The organism is Roseococcus sp. YIM B11640, from assembly GCF_049727625.1.
GTDB lineage: Bacteria > Pseudomonadota > Alphaproteobacteria > Acetobacterales > Acetobacteraceae > Roseococcus.
The window spans coordinates 169,431-185,111 of sequence record NZ_JBBJOZ010000006.1; the positions used below are offsets into that span (position 1 = coordinate 169,431).

At 69.3% G+C, this 15,681-nt stretch carries 14 protein-coding genes; 4 read left to right on the forward strand and 10 right to left on the reverse strand.

Annotated elements, in window-relative coordinates; translation table 11 throughout:
* Positions 1-66: 66 nt before the first annotated feature.
* Together WJM96_RS20895 and WJM96_RS20900 are read left to right on the forward strand one after the other, a co-directional pair.
* Positions 67-2,370: a penicillin acylase family protein gene (locus WJM96_RS20895; protein ID WP_424814491.1), complete on the forward strand. Its 2,304-nt coding sequence runs from the start codon at positions 67-69 to the stop codon at positions 2,368-2,370.
* Positions 2,367-3,020, forward strand: a complete 654-nt coding sequence (locus tag WJM96_RS20900) for a DUF1028 domain-containing protein (protein WP_424814492.1) — start codon at positions 2,367-2,369, stop codon at positions 3,018-3,020. Before WJM96_RS20895 ends, WJM96_RS20900 begins: the two co-directional genes overlap by 4 nt.
* Here the strand turns inward: WJM96_RS20900 and WJM96_RS20905 are convergent.
* Entirely contained in the window at positions 3,017-4,033 is a 1,017-nt protein-coding gene (locus WJM96_RS20905; protein WP_424814493.1) for an alpha-hydroxy acid oxidase, read from the reverse strand. The two genes, WJM96_RS20900 and WJM96_RS20905, sit on opposite strands and share 4 nt — an antisense overlap.
* Before the next feature lie 413 nt (positions 4,034-4,446).
* Between WJM96_RS20905 and WJM96_RS20910 the strand changes: the two genes are divergently transcribed.
* Both WJM96_RS20910 and WJM96_RS20915 read left to right on the forward strand, forming a co-directional pair.
* Positions 4,447-6,645, forward strand: a complete 2,199-nt coding sequence (locus WJM96_RS20910) for a TonB-dependent receptor (protein ID WP_424814598.1) — start codon at positions 4,447-4,449, stop codon at positions 6,643-6,645.
* Between the two features lie 47 nt (positions 6,646-6,692).
* Entirely contained in the window at positions 6,693-7,379 is a 687-nt protein-coding gene (locus tag WJM96_RS20915; RefSeq protein ID WP_424814494.1) for a Fe2+-dependent dioxygenase, read from the forward strand.
* Between the two features lie 5 nt (positions 7,380-7,384).
* On the opposite strand, the gene WJM96_RS20920 is transcribed toward WJM96_RS20915, so the two are convergent.
* Genes WJM96_RS20920 through WJM96_RS20960 form a run of 9 tightly spaced genes read right to left on the reverse strand, consistent with a single transcriptional unit; the run spans position 7,385 to position 15,650 of the window.
* Complete coding sequence (locus WJM96_RS20920) at positions 7,385-8,338, reverse strand: tripartite tricarboxylate transporter substrate binding protein (protein ID WP_424814495.1); 954 nt, start codon at positions 8,336-8,338, stop codon at positions 7,385-7,387.
* Complete coding sequence (locus WJM96_RS20925) at positions 8,338-9,159, reverse strand: PhzF family phenazine biosynthesis protein (protein ID WP_424814496.1); 822 nt, start codon at positions 9,157-9,159, stop codon at positions 8,338-8,340. The genes WJM96_RS20920 and WJM96_RS20925 overlap by 1 nt, the downstream gene beginning before the upstream one ends.
* A gap of 48 nt (positions 9,160-9,207) precedes the next feature.
* A complete protein-coding gene (locus WJM96_RS20930; RefSeq protein ID WP_424814497.1) occupies positions 9,208-9,966 on the reverse strand; it encodes an AraC family transcriptional regulator in 759 nt (252 codons plus the stop codon).
* A gap of 6 nt (positions 9,967-9,972) precedes the next feature.
* Positions 9,973-11,043, reverse strand: coding sequence for an ABC transporter ATP-binding protein (locus WJM96_RS20935; RefSeq protein ID WP_424814498.1), 1,071 nt, complete (start codon positions 11,041-11,043; stop codon positions 9,973-9,975).
* Positions 11,030-11,827: an ABC transporter permease gene (locus tag WJM96_RS20940; RefSeq protein WP_424814499.1), complete on the reverse strand. Its 798-nt coding sequence runs from the start codon at positions 11,825-11,827 to the stop codon at positions 11,030-11,032. The genes WJM96_RS20935 and WJM96_RS20940 overlap by 14 nt, the downstream gene beginning before the upstream one ends.
* On the reverse strand, positions 11,824-12,672 hold the full coding sequence (locus WJM96_RS20945; protein WP_424814500.1) for an ABC transporter permease: 849 nt from the start codon (positions 12,670-12,672) through the stop codon (positions 11,824-11,826). Before WJM96_RS20945 ends, WJM96_RS20940 begins: the two co-directional genes overlap by 4 nt.
* Positions 12,672-13,712 (reverse strand): ABC transporter substrate-binding protein, encoded by a 1,041-nt coding sequence (locus WJM96_RS20950; RefSeq protein ID WP_424814501.1) that lies wholly within the window; start codon positions 13,710-13,712, stop codon positions 12,672-12,674. The genes WJM96_RS20945 and WJM96_RS20950 overlap by 1 nt, the downstream gene beginning before the upstream one ends.
* 55 nt (positions 13,713-13,767) lie before the next feature.
* Complete coding sequence (locus tag WJM96_RS20955) at positions 13,768-14,187, reverse strand: RidA family protein (RefSeq protein WP_424814502.1); 420 nt, start codon at positions 14,185-14,187, stop codon at positions 13,768-13,770.
* A complete protein-coding gene (locus WJM96_RS20960; RefSeq protein WP_424814503.1) occupies positions 14,187-15,650 on the reverse strand; it encodes a 4-hydroxyphenylacetate 3-hydroxylase family protein in 1,464 nt (487 codons plus the stop codon). Before WJM96_RS20960 ends, WJM96_RS20955 begins: the two co-directional genes overlap by 1 nt.
* Between the last annotated feature and the right edge of the window lie 31 nt (positions 15,651-15,681).

A 15,681-nucleotide genomic window follows, 5' to 3' on the forward strand; every position in this document is an offset into this window, starting at 1 on the left:
CTCCCCTGTTCGCTTCCACCGGAAGCGTATTTGCTAAGCGGCACGGGCGTCCAGCCAGGGGGAAAAATGAATCAGGAAGAGCTGCGCGAGGCCGCGCGCAAGGCCGTGCCGGAGCTGGAGGGCGAGCTTCGCGTCCCGGGCCTGCAGGCCGGCGTGACGATCTTGCGAGACGAGCTGGGCGTCGCGCATATCCGCGCGGGCTCGATGCACGATGCCTTTTTCGCCCAGGGCTTCTGCCACGCGCAGGACCGCCTCTTCCAGATGGAGCTGAATCTGCGCCGCGCGCTGGGGCGCAGCGCGGAGTGGCTCGGCGCCTCCGCCTTCGGCGCGGATGCGCTGTCGCGCCGCCTGGGCGTGGAGGCGGCGAGCCGGCGGGACGCGGCGGCGCTCGGCGCCGACGCGAAGGCGATGATCGAAGCCTATGCGGCGGGCGTGAACGCCTTCATCGCCTCGGGTGCGCCGGTCCCGATCGAGTACAGGCTGCTCGGCGCCACGCCGGAGGCGTGGGAGGGTTGGCACACCATCGCGGTGATGCGGCGGCTCGGCCTGCTGATGGGTTCCGTTTGGTTCAAGCTCTGGCGCGCGGCGGCACTGCCCGTCGCGGGCCAGAACACCACCAAGCTTCGTTATGATGATGGCGGGCGCGACTTCCTGCTCATGCCCCAGGGCGCCGAGGCCGATCGCTGGCGCGCGAGCCTGCGCGATCTTGCCCCCGCCATCGCCGCGCTGATGGAGGCGGCGGCCCCCGATGCGACGGGCGGCGGCAGCAACAACTGGGCGGTGGGACCGGAGCTCAGCGGCACGGGCCGGCCATTGCTGGCGGGCGATCCGCATCGCGTGCTGGAGATGCCGAACATGTACGCGCAGGGCCATCTGGCCTGCCCGGAATTCGACGTGATCGGCCTCACTGTTCCCGGCGTCCCCGGCTTCCCGCATTTCGCGCATAACGGGAAGGTCGCCTACTGCGTCACGCACGGCTTCGCCGATATCCACGACCTCTATGTCGAACGCTTCGATGCCGATGCGAGGCACGCCATGTTCCGCGGCATGTGGGAACCGGTGGCGCGCCGCGTCGAGACGGTCGCGATCCGGGGCGAGAAGCCGCGCGAGGTGGAAATCGTGGAGACGCGCCATGGCCCCGTCATCGCGGGCGAGCCTGCCAGCGGCCATGCGCTCGCGCTGAAGAGCGTGCAGTTCGCCGAGACGGATCTCTCCTTCGATTGCCTGCCGCGCATGGTGCGGGCCGATGACGTGCGCTCGCTCTACGAGGCGACGCGCGGCTGGGGGCTGATCGATCACAACCTCGTCGCCGGCGACACGCAGGGGCACATCGGCTGGCTGCTGCGCGCGATGCTGCCGAAGCGCGGGCGCGAATGCGGCTGGCTGCCGATGCCGGGTTGGACCGGCGAGCATGAATGGCAGGGCTGGATCCCTTTCGAGGAAATGCCCGTGCTGCATGACCCCGACGGGCACGTCATCGTCACCGCCAACAACCGCATCGCAGCCGACGACCACCCCGATTACCTGCTGACCGATTGCCACCCGCCCTATCGCGCCCGCCGCGTGGCTGCGCTGCTGCGCGACGATCCCACGACGCGCACGCCCGCGGGCTCGGCGGCCATCCATGGCGACGTGCAGTCGCAGCCGGCGGGGGACTTCGTGAAGCGGCTCGCCGCGCTCGGCGGTTGCAGCGGCGCCGCCGAGAAGCTGCGGGCCGAGATCGCCGGCTGGTCCGGGCGGATGGAGGCGGGCTCCGCCACTGCCGCGCGCTATATCGCCTTCCGCCTCGCGCTGACGCGGCGCTTCGCGGCGGCAAGTGGGCTGGGCGACCTGGCAGGGCATCCCTACCTCGCGCCGCCGCCCGGCGTGGCGCCGCTCACACAGCTCTGGTGGACGCTGCCCGCCCTGCTGCGCGCGGACGACGAAAGCCTGCTGCGCGGCGAGAGCTGGGACGGGCTGATGCAGGCCGCGCTCGACGAGGTAGCGGAAGGCCCGCCGCCGGAGAATTGGGGCGAGGTGCACAAGCCGAAGCTAGCGCACCCGCTATCCGCGCTGTTCCCCGAGGCGGCCTCCGTGCTCGATCCCGTGGCGCAGCCCATCGGCGGCGATGGCGATTGCGTGATGGCCAACGGGCTCATCGCGCCGCTCGGCCCGCGCACGGCCTATGGTGCGCTGTCCCGCTATGCCTTCGATGTGGGTGATTGGGAGAACAGCCTCTGGACGGTGTTCCACGGCACCTCCGGCCATCCCGGCAGCCCGCATTACGCCGACCAGCACAAGACATGGGCATCGGCGAAGATGACGCCCATGCGCTATGGCTGGGAGGGTCTGGAGGAAAGCACGAAAGCACGGCAGGTTCTGAAGCCATGACCTACTCTCTGACCGCGCGCTGCGCCGAGACGGGCGCCTTCGGCACCATCGTCACCTCCTCCTCCATCGCGACGGCCGCGCGCTGCGCATGGGCCGGCCCGATGGGCGCGGTGGCCACGCAGAACCTCTCGGACCCCGCGCTGGGGCCGCAGGGTCTCGCGCTGCTGCGCCAGGGGCTGGGCGCGCAGGCGGTGGTGGATCTGCTGACACGCTCCACGCGTGGCCTGGATCACCGGCAGGTGGCGGTGGTGGACCGCATGGGCGGCGTCGCCTTCTTCTCCGGCGCGAAGGCCATGGCGGAGGCGGCGGTCGCGACGGGGCCGGACTGCGTCTCCATGGGCAACCTCCTGGCGAATACCGGTGTGCCGCAGGCCATGGTCGATACCTTCGCCTCCAGCCGTGGCGAGACGCTGGCCGAACGCCTGATGCGCGCCCTCGAGGCGGGCCTGGAAGCGGGCGGCGAGTTCGACGACGAGCATGGCGCCGGCCTGCTGGTCGCCGACCGTTACGACTGGCCGGTGGTGGATCTCCGCGTCGATTGGCATGACGAGCCGGTGGCCGAGCTGCGGCGCCTTTGGACGCGCTATCAGCCGCAGCAGGCGGCCTACATCTCGCGCGCGCTCGATGCCGACAGCGCGCCGGGATTCTAGCGCCAGATCACCTCGGGGGTGATGTCCCGCAGCGTCGCGCAGCCGGTGAGCGCCATGGCGATCTCCAACTCCGTGCGCAGGATCTTGAGCACATGCGCGACGCCGAGGGGACCCGCCACGGCAAGGCCGTGGAGATACGGCCGGCCGATGAGCACGGCCCTGGCGCCCAGCGCCAGCGCCTTCACCACATCCGTGCCCCGTCGGATGCCGCCATCCATCAGGAGCGGAACACGGCCCGCCACCGCCTCGGCGATCAGCGGCAGCGCCTCGATCGCGGCGGGCGCCGTGTCGAGCGCGCGGCCACCGTGGTTGGACACGATGATGCCGTCCACACCCTCATCGACAGCGCGCAGCGCGTCCGCTGGCGACATGATGCCTTTCAGCAGCAGCGGGAGCGGGCTGATGGAGCGCAGCCAGGCGATGTCCTTCCATGTCGGCGCGCCATCGAGCAGCCCGCGGAACACCTCGCTCTCATGCGGCTCGGCACGCGGGGGGGGGGGAGGGACCATGCCGCGCAGGTTCACGGCCGCGACGCCGGGGGGCAGGCGGAAGCCCGCGCGCTGCTCGCGGTTGCGGAGCGAGACCGGCACGTCGACGGTCAGGACCAGGGCCCTGTAGCCCGCATTCGCGGCACGCTGGACGAGCGATTTCGTGAACGCCCTGTCATGTTGGACATAAAGCTGAAACCACAGCGGCCCGGTGGCCCGGCGCGCGATCTCCTCCACCGGGACGCTCGCCTGAGTGCTCACGATCATACCCGCCCGCATGGCGCTCGCGCCGAGAGCGGTCGCGACCTCGCCCTCCGGATGCAGGAGGCGATGGTAGGCCGCCGGCGCCAGCAGCACCGGATATTCGTAGGCATCGCCCAAGAGCTCCAGCCGCGTCTGCGCCCCTGACATCTCGGTCAGCACGCGGCCTTGCAGACGAAGCCGCTCCAGGGCCTCGCGATTGGAGCGCAGAGTCAGCTCGTCGGCCGTCCCGGTGGAGATGTAGGCCCAGGCGTTCTCGCCCATTCGCTCCCGCGCGGCGGCTTCGTAGTCGGCGAGCGTGATGAGGCCGGGCGGGATGGGAGATGTGGAAATTGGCGCTCTTCCTGCGGCTTCCGGCGTCGCGGGAAAGCTAGCGAGGCTGGATGTGTGGGGCAACGGCTGTGGCGGGCGTGCCACATGTGCAGGAAAGTAAACTGACGGGTGCGCAACGATTCATTTCACTGAATTGACCGTCTTGCAACAATGAAAATAAGAGTCATTCGCAACAACTGGAGCTTGCCATGACCCGCCGCGCCTCGCTGCATCGCCCCGTATCCCACGCTGCCTTCACCGCCAGCTTGGCCATGGCGCTCTCGGCGGGGCTGCATGTCGCGGCGGATGCCCAGACCGTGGCACCTGCGGCCGAAGCCACTTCGGGCAACATGACGCTCCCCACCATGGACGTATCCGGCCAGGCCATCGACCCGCCGAACACGCTGCGCCGTTCCACCGGCATCGACCGTCTGCCCGGCACGATCCAGGACACGCCGCAGACCATCAACGTTATCCCCCGCGCGCTGATGGAGCAGCAGGGCGTGATGAGCGTGGAGCAGGCGCTCCGCAACGTTCCCGGCATCACCACTTCGATCGGTGAGGGCAATGGCGGCGTGAACGGCGACCAGTTCCGCATCCGCGGCTTCTCGGCGCAGAACGACGTCTATGTGGACGGCCTGCGCGACTTCGGCACCTTCACGCNCGTGAACGGCGACCAGTTCCGCATCCGCGGCTTCTCGGCGCAGAACGACGTCTATGTGGACGGCCTGCGCGACTTCGGCACCTTCACGCGCGACAGCTTCAACCTCGAAAGTGTTTCGGTCCTGAAGGGCCCCTCCGGCACCACCTTCGGCCAGAACACGGTCGGTGGTGCGATCAACCTGCAGACGCGCACGCCCTTCCTGGGCAATGCCTATAGCGGCACGCTCCAGGCGGGCACGGGCTCTCTCGGCCGCGCCACCTTCGACATCAATCGCCAGGTCGGCGAGACCTCCGCGGTCCGGCTCAACATCATGGGTCACTACAACGAGATCGTGAGCCGCAACGAGGTTTCCTCGGGCCGCTGGGGCATCGCGCCGTCCTTCGCGCTGGGCCTCGGCACGCCGACGACCTTTACCCTCGAATACATGCACATGGAGGACCGCCGGACGCCCGACTATGGCATCCCGACCGTGACGCCGCCTGGCCAGACCATCGCGCGGCCCGTGACGAAGTACGGCGTGAACCGCCGCACCTGGTACGGCTGGGACCTCGACCGCGACAACACGACGGTCGACCGTGTCACGGCCCGCCTGCAGCACACGCTAAACGATTACGTGACCCTCTATAACGATACGCGCGTGGGCTTCGTGAACCGCGACTTCATGACCTCCGTCGTGAGCTGCGGCACGGCGCCCAACTGCGTGAACGCGCTTTTCGACGGCAATCCGCGCACCACGCCGATGGTCCAGGCGGGCGGCGCCGGCAACCCATTCAAGCAGGAGACCTGGGGCGTGCAGAACGTCTCCACGGCCGTCGCGCGCTTCAACACGGGCCGGCTGCGGCACGAGCTGACGGCGGGCCTAGACGTCTGGTTCCAGAACGACCAGCGCACGGGCTACGGCCTCAACCCGTCCGCGCGCCCGATCGTCAGCCTCTACGAGGGTCGCTACAGCTCGAACGGCTACGGCATCGTCGCAGGGACCGGCGCCAACGTGCGCGAGACCGACCAGCGCTACATCGGCGGCTTCCTGACGGAGCGCATGTGGCTGCTGCCCACGCTCTCCATCGTCGGCGGCGTGCGCGTGAGCAATTACGACATCGACTACAAGACCTATGGCGCCGGCGCGGCGACGACCACGCTCTCCACCAACCAGACCTTCGTGGATCCGCGCGCAGCCATCATCTGGGAGCCGACGCCGCAGCAGAGCTACTACTTCTCCTACGGCCGCTCCACGAGCCCGGCGGGCTCCTTCATCACGACGCAGCCCGGCTCCTTCAGCGCGGCGAACCAGGCGCTTGATCCGGAGCGGAACACGGTCTACGAGCTCGGCGCCAAGTTCAGCCTGCTGAACAACCGCCTCGGCCTCTACGGCGCGCTCTTCCGCATCGAGAAGGAGGGCGCCTTCGTCACCGACCCGATCCTCGGGACCGTGACGCAGTCGGGCGACGACCAGCGCAACCAGGGCGTGGAGGTCGGCGTCACTGGCCAGATCACCGAGGCCTGGGCGGTGAACGCCAACTACACCTTCATGGACAGCGAGACGACGCGCTCCTCCACGGCGGCCAATGTCGGCCGGCGGGTGCAGTTCGTGCCGCGCCACGCGGCCGCGCTGTGGTCCACCTACGAGGCCTTCCGCGACCAGCCCTACAACGTGACCTTCGGCGGTGGATTCACGTGGCGCAGTTCGGTCTATCTGAACAACACCAACACGGCGCAGGTCGGCGAGAACTTCTCGCTGGACGCCATGGTCTCGCACCGCTTCGGCGCGCAGAACCGGTGGCGCGTGGCAGTGAACGCCTACAACCTCACCGATGAACTGAATTACGACCAGCTCTGGGCCAACCGCGTCATCCCCTCATCGGGGCGGACGGTGCTGTTCAGCCTCTCGGCCAGCTACTAAGAAAAGGGGCGGGGGGCGCGGCCCCCCGCATCCATCCGGGAAGACCGATGCTCGTCACCATCTCCGACGTCCTTACCCGAGAGGAGGTCGCGCATTGTCGCCAGGTGCTGGAGGCCTCGCCCTGGGCCGATGGCCGCGCCACCGCCGGAGAGCAATCCGCGCAGGTGAAGTTCAACCTGCAGATCCCCGAGGACAGCCCGACGGCCAAGGAGCTCGGCAACGTCATCCTGCGCGCGCTGGGCCGCAACCCGATGTTCACCTCGGCCGCGCTGCCCTTCCGCGTCTATCCGCCCATGTTCAACCGCTACGACACGGGCATGAAGTTCGGGGCGCATGTGGACAACGCCATCCGCGTGGTGCCCGGCGCCAACGGCTTTCGCATGCGGGCCGACGTCTCCACCACGCTCTTCCTCACGGACCCCGGCGAGTACGAGGGCGGCGAGCTGGTGGTGGAGGACACCTACGGCGCGCAGAGCGTGAAACTCGAGGCCGGCAGCATGGTCGTCTATCCCGCGACCAGCCTGCACCACGTCACCGAGGTCACGCGCGGCAGCCGATGGTCCAGCTTCTTCTGGACGCAGTCGCTGGTGAAGGATGACGGCCAGCGCGCCTTCCTGCATGAGATGGACCTCGCCATCATCGGCCTGCGGCAGGAGCTGCCGGATACGCATCCGAGCGTGCTGTCGCTTACGGGCGGCTATCACAACCTGCTGCGCCGTTGGTCGGAGATGTAACTGGGTTATTCGGCGCGGATTCCCGCCTGCCGAAGCACGCCCTGCCACTTTGTCATCTCGGCCGCGACGAAGCGGTCCACGCCCTCGGGCGGCAGGTCGCCCACGACGGCGATGCCCAGCTCCTCCAGCCGGCCGCGCAGCGCGCCCTCGCGCAGCAGTCCTGCGAGCGCGGCGTTCATCGCCGCCACCGCCGCCTCGGTGGTGGAGACCGGCGCCAGCAGCGCGTTCCAGGTATAGGCCTCGTAGCCCGGCAGAGTGCCCGCGACTGTGGGGAGCTCCGGCAGGAGCGGCAGTTTCTCGCGCGAGGTGACGGCCAGCGCCCGCACGGCGCCCGAGCGGATCTGCGGCAGGGCCGTGGCTGCGCTGTCGATCACCATGGCGAGGTTGCCCGCGATCATGTCCGTCACCGCCGGGGCCGCGCCGCGATAGGGGATGTGCACCATGTCCACCCCAGCCGCGACCTTCATCAGCTCGGCCGCCAGATGCTGCGCGCTGCCCTGGCCGGCCGAGCCGTAGCTGAGCTGGCCGGGACGCGCCTTCGCCAGCGCCAGGAAGCCCGCGAGGTCGCGGACCGGCAGCTCCTTGTTGACCAACACCACCTGCGGAACCGTCCCTAGCAGCGAGACGCCGCGGAAGTCGGTGGCCGGATCGAAGGGCAGGCGGGCCACCAGGGCCGGGTTCACCGCATGCGCCACTGTGGCGACCAGCAAGCTGTGCCCGTCGCGCGCCTTGGCGGCGGCGTCGCTGCCGACGACGGTGCCCGCGCCGGTCCGGTTCTCGACCACCACGCGCTGGCCGAGCCGGGCCGCCAGCGCCTCGGCGACGAGGCGCGCGGCTACGTCGGTCGGACCGCCCGCCGCATAGGGGACAATCAGGCGCACGGGCTGGCTGGGCCAGGCAGTCTGCCCGGAGGCGATGGCAGGGGTCGCCAGGGCGGCGAGAAGGGCGCGCCGGAACATCAGGAGATCTCCTCGACCAGCTCGACACGGCCGGAGAGCCGGCATCCGGACCCGTCGCGGCTCACCAGGATCTCGGAGGGGCGGCCCATGGCCTCGCCCTGACGCACAGTCAGCGTCTCGCCGGCGGCGCCCAGCGCGCGCAGCCCGGTGAACAGAGCGGTGGCCGCGATGCCGGTCGCCGCATCCTCCGGATAGCCCGAGGCGCGCGGGAACTGGCGCGCATGGGCGCGGTCGGCCGCCGCGAGGTGATAGGGGTAGAGGCCGGTGGAACCGATGGCGTCGCAGATTCGGCGCACGGCACTGGAATCCGGCGCCAGCGCGTGGAGCCGTTCCAGCGAGCGCAGCGGGACCAGCGTCTTCACGCGGCTCGTCGCCGCGTTCTGGACGGGCGCATCGGCGAGGTCCTCGGCGGCGAGGCCCAGCACGGCCAGGATTCCAGCGGGATCAAGAATGGTGGCCGTGCCTTCCGGCTGCGTCACCTCCACGTGGTCGCCGGCGAAGATCGCCCGCACCGGCCCGGAGAGCGTTTCGACTCGCAGCACCCCGCCGGTGGCCTCGCCGCGACGGCGCAGCAGCCAAGCTGCGCCGAGGGTCGCATGGCCGCACATCTCCATCTCGTGCGCAGGCACAAAGAAGCGGAACCGGCGGTCGGCCGCGGCCGGGTCGGTGGGTGGCAGAACGAAGGCGCTCTCATGGCCATGATGCGCGGCCAGCACCCGCATCTCCTCGCCCGACATGCCGCGCGCGTCGGGCACGATGGGGGCGGGATTGCCGCCGCCGGGGCCGGCGGGGAAGACGGAGAGGAGGATGGTCTCGGGCATGGCCGGAACCTGCCCGGCCTTCTTGGCGCCGGCGCGCCCGATCGGGCCCTATCGCGAGCGCGATCGGGCCATGCGCGGCGCCTGGCCCATGTGACGCCTGAAGAGGCGCGCGAGATGGGAGGGCGACGCGAGCCCCACCTGGTGAGCGGCCGGCATCACCCCATGCCCGGCGGCGATGAGGCTGGCGGCGGCCTCGACCCGCAGCCGCGCCATCCGCGTGCCGATGCTCTCGCCCTCGTGCCGCTGGAAGAGCCGCGTCAGGTGGCGGCGGGAGATGCCGAAGCGCGCGGCCAGGGCGTCGAGCTCGTGCGGCCCCGCCGGATCGGCGGCGAGGTGCGCGGCGACGGCCCGCGCCAGGACGCTCCCATGGTCGCGTGCCAGGGGCGGGGGCAGGGCGGCGGCGGTCTCGGCCAGGATGAGGCTGTCGGCGAGGCCGGCCCGCGCCTCCGTGTCCGGCAGCCCGTCGCGATAGGCGAGCAGCGCCAGCAGCCGGGGCGGGACGGGCGCCGCATGCCAGGCACGGCCGCGCAGCCAGCCCTCCAGCTCGGTGGCCGGGGCGTAGAGGGCGAGATGGCGGTGCGCGCCGTCCTCGGCGCGGCTGCGATGGCCCACGCCGGCCGCGACGACCAGCGCCTCGCCGGGCATCAGCCGGTGCTCGGGCCGGCCGCTGCCGTCGAGCTGGACCTGCAGCGCGCCACGGCGCGGCAGCATGAGCATGGCGCAGTCATGCGCGTGCCAGTCCATGGCGTAGCCCGTCGCGGCGACGGTCGCCGCATGCAGCTTCGCGGTTCCGAGGGCGAAGACCATGCCCCCCTATAGCGGAAAGGCGACCGGCTCGGCTCCCGAAAATCCGATGCGGATGGGCGCGCCCGCGGGCCACCGGTGCAGCGCCTCGACCCCCGGCACGCGCAGCAGGATGCGCCCGGAATCCGGGACCGCGACCACCAGCTCGGCCCGGTCGCCGAGATAGGCGCGGCTGACCACCGTGCCGGCGAGGCCGTCCTCGGATGGCGAGAGATGCTCGGGGCGGAAATAGACCGAGACGGTCCCGCCCTCGCCCAGCGCGGCGAGCGGCCCGGCGGGCACGGCGAACTCCCGCCCGGCCACGCGCACCAGCGCCGTCTCGTCGTTGCGGCGGGCCAGCCGGCCGCTCAGCACCGTGCTATCGCCCACGAAGCCCGCAACGAAGGCGTGCGAAGGCCGGCGGTAGATCCCCTCCGGCGTATCAAGCTGGAGAATGCGCCCTTCCGACATCACGGCCACACGGTCGGACATCGACATGGCCTCGCCCTGGTCATGCGTGACGAAGATGGTGGTGACGCCCAGGCGCTGCTGGATCTCCTTGAGCTCGATCTGCATCTCCGCGCGCAAGTTGCGGTCGAGCGCGGAGAAGGGCTCGTCCAGCAGGAGCAGGCGAGGGCGGATGACGAGGGCGCGGGCCAGCGCCACGCGCTGCTGTTGCCCGCCCGAGAGCTCGCGCGGGCGGCGGCCGGCCATGGCGGAGAGGCGCACCAGCGCCAGCGCCTCCTCGACGCGCTTCGCAGCCTCCGCCTTGCCCACGCCGCGAGCGCGCAGGCCGTAGCCCACGTTGCGCGCCACATCCATGTGCGGGAACAGCGCGTAGGACTGGAACACCATTCCGAGGTCGCGTTCCCAGACCGGCTGCTGCGTGACGAGCCTGCCGCCGATGAAGATCTCGCCCGCATCGGCCTCCAGGAAGCCCGCGATGAGGTTGAGCAGCGTGGTCTTGCCGCAGCCGGAGGGGCCGAGCAGCGTCAGGAACTCGCCATCCTGCACGCGCAGCCAGGCCTCGTGCAGGGCGGTGACCTGGCCGAAGCGCTTGCTCACGCCATCGAGGCGAAGGGCCTCCTCAGTGCCGGACATCTTCGGTTCCCAGAATGCGGCCGAGGCCGAGGAAGCGGTTGGCCACCACCAGCACCACCGTCGTCAGCAGGATGTAAAGCGCGGAGATCGCCGCCATGGAGGGGTCGGCGTATTCGCGCACGTAGTTGTACATGGCGACCGGCAGCGTCTGCGTGCGCTGCGCGGTGACGAAGAGCGAGGCGGTGAACTCGTTGAAGGAGAGGATGGCCGCGAAGAGCCAGCCGCCCGCGAGGCCCGGCGCCAGCGCCGGCAGCGTCACCGTCCAGATCACGCGGCCCGGCCGCGCACCCAGCGAAAGCGCCGCCGCCTCCAGCCGCGGGTCGATGTTCTTCAGCGAGACGTAGAGGCTGCGCAGCACGAAGGGCAGCAACAGCACCACATGCGTGATGATCACCACCGGCCAGTCGCGCGCCTGGCCGATCTGCGCGGCCACGATCAGCGCGCCGAGGCCGATAGTGAAGTGGGGGATGGCAAGGGGGGCCAGCAGCAGCGCCTCCAGCGTGGCCTTACCCCAGAAGCGGTAGCGGTCGATCGCATAGGCCGCGCAGCTCCCGATGATGACCGAGAGCGTCGAGGCCATGGCCGCCACGAAGAGGCTGTTGGCAAAGCCGGTCTGGAAGTCCTCATAGGTCAGCGCGCGGTGGAACCATCGCCAGGAGAAGCTCTGCGGCGGGAAAGCGATGACCGAGCGCGCGTCGAAGGCCGCCATGCAGGCGACCACGACAGGCAGCAGCACGAAGGCCAGCAGCAGCACGACCAGGATGCGGAAAAGCCAGGAGATCATCGCGCGCCCACCCGGTTGAGTGGCCGTAGCAGAAGCTTGAACGCGCTGAGCGCGATGGCCGTCAGCACCAGCCCGGCGACCGAGAGGGCCGCCGCGAAGGGGAAGTTGAAGGAGGCGAAGCCCAGCGAATAGACGAGGTTCGAGACCATGTTCACCTTGCCCCCACCGATGAGCTGCGGCGTGGCGAAGGCCGAGAAGGTCCAGGCGAAGCCGGTGGTGAGGCCGGCCACGATGCCAGGCATGGAGAGGGGCAGCGTCACCGTCAGGAACACGCGGAGCGGCTTGGCGCCGAGCGCGGCGGCCGCCTTCTCCAGGTCCCGGTCGATATGGCTGATGGCCGCAGCCAGCATGATGACCACGACCGGCAGCGTCACGTGCACCAGAGCGATGAGCACGCCCGTCTCGGTGAACATGAGCGAAAGCGGGCGCTCGATGAGGCCCAGCGACATCAGCGCGCCGTTGATGAAGCCGCGCGTGCCCAGCACGATGATCCAGGCATAGGTGCGGATCACCTCGCCGAGGAAGAGCGGCGTGACGGAAATGATGAGGATGGCCGACCTCACATAGGCGTTACGGGCGCGCACCAGCGCCAGCGCCAGCGGATAGGCCGCGAGCAGCGAGAGCACCGCCGTCAGGAAGCAGATGCGCACCGTGTCTAGGAAGACGCCGGCATAGAGCGGCTTCGTCATCTCCCGGAAGTTGGAGAAGCTGAAGCCGCCGGGCTCCAGCTCACCCGGGACATGCGCCAGCACCGCGTATTGCAGCACCGCTGCCATCGCGAGAACAAACCCCGCCGCGACGAGCACGGCGGGGCTGACGAAGAGGGCGAGGAAAGGACGCCGCATCAGCCTGCGATGATGTTTTCCTGGAACCAGCGCCGCCATTCGTTGGTCTTCTCGGCGCGCAGGCGGTGATCGATGACCAGCGCCTGGGTGCGCCACTGCTCGGGGGTGGTGAAGACGCCGGGCAGCGCCGCCACGGCGGGGTCGACCTGGGCGTTGGACACCGTGGGGCTGCCCTTCTTATCCGCCGCGATGGCAGCCTGCACCTGCGGGTCGAGGCAGGTGTTGATGAAGCGGTAGGCGAGCTCCTGCCGCCGGCTGCCCTTCATGATGGCGATGGTGTCCACACCCAGCACCGCGCCTTCCTTGGGGATGGCGAGATTGATGTTGATGCCCTCGTTCTTCATGTGGTGCGCGTTCATCGAGAGGATGACCTGCACCGGCGTCTCGCCGCTGCCGATCAGCTGCTGGCTGTTCGCGTCATTGGTGTAGAACGCCTTGAAGCTCGGCTTCAGGCGGCGAAGCCGCGCCTGACCGCGCTCCCAGGTGGAGGCGTCGGCGCCTTCGAGGATGGCGGAGACAACGATGAGGTGGCTCGGGTCGAAATCGGGCGCGGCGAGCTTGCCGGCCATCCAGGGCTCCCAGAGATCGGCCCAGGAGGTGAAGGTGCGGCCGGGCATCAGGTCCGGGCGGTAGCCGATGGTGTAGACATAGGCCCAGGTGCCGATATGGAACGGGCTGATCTTCGCCTGATCCACGAGGTTCGCCGCATTCGGCATCTTCGAGAGGTCGAGCTGCTCATAGAGCCCGTCATTGGCGTAGAGCCAGCCGAAATGCGAGGTGGTGAAGGTCAGGTCCGCCTCGGGCTGTGCGCGGGAGAGGCGGGCGCGGTTCAGGCGATCGACGGTGCCGCCGGTCTGGAACTCTACCGTCGCGCCCGTCTCGCGCGCGAACTTCTCCGCGACCTGCTTCTGCACCATGTCGCGCCAGGAACCGCCCCAGATGGAGATGGAGAGGCGGTTGGCCTGGGCATTGGCGATATGCGGGGCGGCGAGAAGCCCCGCCCCGAGAAGCGCCGTCTGGCGCCGCGTCATCCGAACCATCTTCAGTCTCCCTGTTGGTGTTTCCGATGAAGCAAGCGGCGTGCCGCGAAGCGGCTTAGATCTTGTCGGCCGGGATCTCGGCGATGATGTCGATCTCCATCATGTATTCCGGCTTGGCGAGGCCGTTCACGATGATGCCCGTGCTGACCGGGAAGACGCCCTTCAGCCACTTGCCGACCACACGATACACCGGTTCGCGATAGGCGCGGTCGGTGATGTAGATCACGATCTTGGTGATGTGCGAGAGCTCGGAGCCCGCCTCCTTCAACAGGATCTCGGCGCATTTCATGGCGTTCTCGGCCTGCGCCGCGGCGTCGCCGACGCCCACGATCTGGCCGTCCAGGTCCATCGCCGTCTGGCCTCGCAGATAGACGGTGTTGCCGGCGCGGACCGCCATGCAGACATCGTTGTCGAGGCTCTGCTCGGGATAGGCGTCCTTCGTATTGAAGGGGCGGATGCGGGTGTGCGTGGGCATCAGTGCTGGGTATCCGTGTTGCCGAGAATGCGGTCCGAGAGCTTCGCGCTGTTGCGCACGAAGTCCAGGGGGCCGGAGAAGTCGAAGGACTTGTAGACGGCGGCCAGGTGGTTGAAGTGCGGCGCCTGCGCGAATTGCACGAAGGCGAGGCGGTGGCCTGCATAGTCGCTGTTCAGAAGGTCGCGCGCGAAGGCCAGCAGCTTGCGCCGGTCCTCGGCGCCCCACTCGCGGTTCAGCGTGTAGAACTTCTCCAGCCAGTTGCCGGCCCCGCCGCTGAACTGCGCGTGGTCCGGCGTCACGCAGATCTGGCCGCCGATCAGCTCGCGCGCCGCGTGCATCATCACGGGCAGCTGGCTGCAGGCCAGCACGCGGCCGGCGTAGAGGATGGACTGATTGGGCATGAGCAGCCCGGCGGGCGACTTCTCGGCCAGCGCGATCGAAGCCACGAGATGCGCGCGGATGCCCTCCCGGTAGCAGACCAGCTCGGCCAGCTTCTCCTGCACGGCCTGCAGCTTCTCGAGGCCCGTCTGCATCGCGTTCCACATCGCCGCGCCGATCATCATGTCGGCGGTGAAGAGCACGCGCAGCACATAGGGGAAGGCGCTGTAGCGGTGCAGCGTGGCGCGCACCTGCTGGGCCGCGATGGTGTGGCGGTAGAAGAACACGTCCTCCCAGGGGATGAGCACGTCATCCAGCACCATCAGCGATTCGACCTCGTCGAAGCGCGAGGCGAGCGGGATGTCCTCCGGGTTACCTCGCGTGGCGAAGGGCATGCGGCAGATGTGCTTCACGCCCGGCGCGCCCATCTTCACGATGCAGCCGACGGCGTGGATGCTTTCCTTTTCATTGGTCCAAGCGCCGACGGTGGGCTTTAGATAGGCCTGGTCGGCATAGGCGGACGCTGTCTCGAACTTCGCGCCGCGCACGATGATGCCGGCATCCGTCTCCTTAACGACGCGGATCATCATGTCCGGGTCGCGCTCCTCCACCGGCCGCGAGCGGTCGCCCTTCGGGTCGGTGTTGGCGGAGACGTGGAAGATGTCGAGATCCTTCACGCGGCGGATGTGGTTGTCGATATTGGCGGCGAAGCGCGGGTCGATCTGCGCGAGCATGTCGCGCCCGTCCTGCAGCGACCACATCTCGCCCACCGTCTCGTCGCCGAGGCGGGTGGCGACGCCGCCGATATCCTTCATCAGCAGGTCGATGCTGGCCCATTTGCGGTGCCAGTGCTCCTGCGTCGTGGGCGGCTGCTGGTAGACGGAATTGCGCTCGTTGCCCTCGGTGTAGGTCAGGGCCTCCTGGTGCGCGGGCTCGTGCGCCAGGTCGTACATGCGGGCCTTCACATCCACGATGGGCTTGAAGGCGGGATGGGTGGTCACGTCCTTCACGCGCTCGCCGTCGATCCAGACCTCGCGGCCGTCGCGGATGCCCTCGCGGAATTGATTGCCCGTACGAATCATCATCGGCTCCTTTGCCTTGATCTTGCGCAAGGAA

Bases quoted from the DNA above. Each gene is read 5' to 3' on its own strand.
- WJM96_RS20895 (WP_424814491.1), top strand. From the start codon at position 67: ATGAATCAGGAAGAGCTGCGCGAGGCCGCGCGCAAGGCCGTGCCGGAG.
- WJM96_RS20900 (WP_424814492.1), top strand. From the start codon at position 2,367: ATGACCTACTCTCTGACCGCGCGCTGCGCCGAGACGGGCGCCTTCGGC.
- WJM96_RS20905 (WP_424814493.1), bottom strand. From the start codon at position 4,033: ATGGGCGAGAACGCCTGGGCCTACATCTCCACCGGGACGGCCGACGAG.
- WJM96_RS20915 (WP_424814494.1), top strand. From the start codon at position 6,693: ATGCTCGTCACCATCTCCGACGTCCTTACCCGAGAGGAGGTCGCGCAT.
- WJM96_RS20920 (WP_424814495.1), bottom strand. From the start codon at position 8,338: ATGTTCCGGCGCGCCCTTCTCGCCGCCCTGGCGACCCCTGCCATCGCC.
- WJM96_RS20925 (WP_424814496.1), bottom strand. From the start codon at position 9,159: ATGCCCGAGACCATCCTCCTCTCCGTCTTCCCCGCCGGCCCCGGCGGC.
- WJM96_RS20930 (WP_424814497.1), bottom strand. From the start codon at position 9,966: ATGGTCTTCGCCCTCGGAACCGCGAAGCTGCATGCGGCGACCGTCGCC.
- WJM96_RS20935 (WP_424814498.1), bottom strand. From the start codon at position 11,043: ATGTCCGGCACTGAGGAGGCCCTTCGCCTCGATGGCGTGAGCAAGCGC.
- WJM96_RS20940 (WP_424814499.1), bottom strand. From the start codon at position 11,827: ATGATCTCCTGGCTTTTCCGCATCCTGGTCGTGCTGCTGCTGGCCTTC.
- WJM96_RS20945 (WP_424814500.1), bottom strand. From the start codon at position 12,672: ATGCGGCGTCCTTTCCTCGCCCTCTTCGTCAGCCCCGCCGTGCTCGTC.
- WJM96_RS20950 (WP_424814501.1), bottom strand. From the start codon at position 13,712: ATGGTTCGGATGACGCGGCGCCAGACGGCGCTTCTCGGGGCGGGGCTT.
- WJM96_RS20955 (WP_424814502.1), bottom strand. From the start codon at position 14,187: ATGCCCACGCACACCCGCATCCGCCCCTTCAATACGAAGGACGCCTAT.
- WJM96_RS20960 (WP_424814503.1), bottom strand. From the start codon at position 15,650: ATGATGATTCGTACGGGCAATCAATTCCGCGAGGGCATCCGCGACGGC.